Source organism: Alkalibacterium indicireducens (assembly GCF_039522005.1).
Lineage (GTDB): Bacteria > Bacillota > Bacilli > Lactobacillales > Carnobacteriaceae_A > Alkalibacterium > Alkalibacterium indicireducens.
In genome coordinates, this window is sequence record NZ_BAAADA010000039.1 from 1 (window position 1) to 2,735 (window position 2,735).

Consider the following 2,735-nt stretch of genomic DNA (forward strand, 5'->3'; position numbering starts at 1 on the left):
AAACCAATCAATTGTATGCTCATTTAAGAGCTATTTCCCCCAATTATTCCTTGGAGTTTCCTAGTTCACTCACTGTGATTAGTCTTTCTTATTCAATACTAACATGATTTTGAAAAGAGAACGATTATTATTTATCTTTGATGGTCCGTTAAATGACCCCTAGCGTTCGATACTTTTTTTAAATGAGGAAATGAGTAGACCTTAAAAGCCATATAGTCTGAACAGTCTGATATTATATCACTAAATGTCTTCTGTAATCACAACTTTTCAGCTTATTATTCATCTCATTTCCGGGTGTTTTTTCACTTACTCAAAAAGAGCAGAGTCGCTGTTCAGCTTCCACTGCTCTTTCCAGCAATAGCTTTAAGGGCGATCACTGCCATTTTTATTTTATCTGTTTTCTTAACAGGTATCCAGATTCAGGAAACCATTCTACATAGATTTTCTCCACACACCCTGAGGAGTGTGTCTGGAGACGTTTCGATGGCTTCAAATACTGCCAAGATCCCCACAGCTATATCTAAAACTCCATAGTTCTGATCTTTCGATTGAGTGATGGTAACCTCAATGTAATGACCAAGGTGTCCCATTTCTTTCATTCTACCATCTGAAAAATTAGTTGATGCACTAATTATTCCCCTCTGATGATCGGCTGCGACATCCGTGAGGCGAATGAAACTACCCAGAATATTTTACTTAACAAAGTTCTCTTGGCAATCAATCAGGATGTGGAAGGCAGAGGCGCTTACCGTATTAAGCCGGAGCCTCAGTGGTTCCATGATGATGTCTTTATTCAAGTAAAAGTCCTGTCAGATGGTGATCTGTCAATCGGCTTTTTTAACTTGAGTGACGCGCAGCGTGAGATTTCCCTTCAGTTCTGGGATCTGGGTCTGCCCTATGCGTCAGGTTATTCCCTTGATCTTTACGACTGCTGGGATCACAAGCCAATAGGTCAATTCAAAGAACGATATAATCCAGTCGTTCCCGCTCATGACTGTCTGGTCGTCAGAGCAAAGGTCGTCCGCTGACATGTCGACAGCTCATGTCTGCCAGACGTGTACGCACACCCTTCATCCAGATGAAGTCGCTTTAAATCTGAAGGTCGTCTCACGGACAGCCCGACAGTTTTCATGTCTGGTCTGCCTTGGAAAGCGACTGGACTGTGACCGTCAAGCTTTGGAGGACCTCATAACTTATTACCGTGAATCCGGGAACTGTGTTCTTTTTCGTTAGATTTTCCGGTCAAAGCTATGTATTCGGTCGGTGTATAGGACTTGACCTTTTTAAATACTTTGGAAAAACAAAGAGGATCACTATAGCCAACCGAATTGGCAATGGATTTTACGGACAGATTCGATTTCTGCATCAGCAGACAGGCCTGTTCAATTCTAACATCTCTCAAGTATGTTGAAATCGGCAGACCAGTCGATGCTTTAAACAGACGGAACAGGTAACTGCGTTCAATATTGACGTCCTCAACTATGTCAGTGACAGTGAGCAAGGCTTTCCAGTAGTGCTTAAAGATTGTGTCTTTTGCCTGCTGGACATAATCATTTTTCTCAGACCGGGTCTCTTCAGGGAACTGTTCAATATAATAAGACAGAAGCGTCCGAAGCTTAGCTGCCATACGAATAGCCTCAGCGACCGATTTCTCTTTATTCTCTTCAAGAAAGTAGTAGAGGCTCAAATCACTTTCAGCTTTCTCAGTAATGGGAGTACCCGCTGACAGGCTCGTCAGGTCAAGTATGTGAGCAACCTCTTCTCCTGTAAATTCTACCCAGACATACTCCCATGGATCATTGGGATCTGGATAATAGTAAATTTCAGTGTAAGGATAAATCAGGAAGCTCTGACCTGCTTTTAATTCGTACTCTCCGGAGCGAGTCTTATATATGCCCTTCCCTTTTATGATGTAATGCATAGCATAAATATCCCGGACACCCGGCCCCCATTCATGACTTTTTGGGGGCTTGTGTCCGCTGGAGACATAATTCAGTTGTCTTGACAGTCTTGACAGTCCATAGTTTTCAGATGCAATAAACATGCTTTTCCTGCTTTCTGTCGGATCCTATTTTTTAAAACTTATTCAGGATACAGCTTCTGATACGTGTCCACTGTTTTTCTGATCAGCTCTTTCAAAATCGACTTATCTACATCATCAAGTTTATTGATATAGACACAAGCCTTTCCCGTTTTATGCTTGCCGAATGATGCCAGCAGCTGATCCCTTTCTGGGAGAAAATGCAGCAAGCGGTGCATCCCCTTCATGACCGGAGGCGTATCGATACTTATACTTTCCGAATCCGATGATGCTTGGACCCTACAGTTTCGGCTCGAATCCCGTCTCTTCCTGAAAAATCTCTAGCAGGCGGTAATCATCTGCTTTTTTTTGCCTCGCTCTCAACTGTTTCAATAAATGTTCTGACACTATTGTCGGTCTCTTTAGTTTTTGCATCGTACATCTCGTCTCACCTTTTCAGTTTTATAAGCTGCTATTGTTTTCTGTTAAGTCTATTATAATCCGTCTGACTCATTAATTCTAATCTGTTTTAAAGCCAATAATCTTCTCATTCACTCAACTATCTTAATTACTAGTGTTGTTATGCAAGCGATTGCGTTTTTTCTATTCACTATGAGAGCCAATACATTGTATACTAGTTAAGTACTCAAGTTTCGCACCCTAATCAGACCTTGGAAAGCCTATCGGCTTAAGGTTAATCAACGAGATCAAACAG

At 41.7% G+C, this 2,735-nt stretch carries 3 protein-coding genes; 1 reads left to right on the top strand and 2 read right to left on the bottom strand.

Annotation, left to right across the window (positions count from 1 at the left end; genetic code table 11):
* The first annotated feature begins 644 nt into the window (after positions 1–644).
* Complete coding sequence (locus ABFX15_RS02630) at positions 645–1,028, top strand: hypothetical protein (RefSeq protein WP_346023970.1); 384 nt, start codon at positions 645–647, stop codon at positions 1,026–1,028.
* 158 nt (positions 1,029–1,186) lie between these two features.
* Here the strand turns inward: ABFX15_RS02630 and ABFX15_RS02635 are convergent, their stop codons facing one another.
* Both ABFX15_RS02635 and ABFX15_RS02640 read right to left on the bottom strand, forming a co-directional pair.
* Positions 1,187–2,044 (bottom strand): AraC family transcriptional regulator, encoded by an 858-nt coding sequence (locus ABFX15_RS02635; protein WP_346023971.1) that lies wholly within the window; start codon positions 2,042–2,044, stop codon positions 1,187–1,189.
* A gap of 38 nt (positions 2,045–2,082) precedes the next feature.
* Complete coding sequence (locus ABFX15_RS02640; RefSeq protein ID WP_346023972.1) at positions 2,083–2,268, bottom strand: DUF1801 domain-containing protein; 186 nt, start codon at positions 2,266–2,268, stop codon at positions 2,083–2,085.
* Positions 2,269–2,735: the final 467 nt, after the last annotated feature.

Excerpts from the sequence above, each read along its gene's own strand:
- ABFX15_RS02635 (WP_346023971.1), bottom strand. The coding sequence starts at position 2,044 with ATGTTTATTGCATCTGAAAACTATGGACTGTCAAGACTGTCAAGACAA.
- ABFX15_RS02640 (WP_346023972.1), bottom strand. The coding sequence starts at position 2,268 with ATGAAGGGGATGCACCGCTTGCTGCATTTTCTCCCAGAAAGGGATCAG.
- ABFX15_RS02630 (WP_346023970.1), top strand. The coding sequence starts at position 645 with ATGATCGGCTGCGACATCCGTGAGGCGAATGAAACTACCCAGAATATT.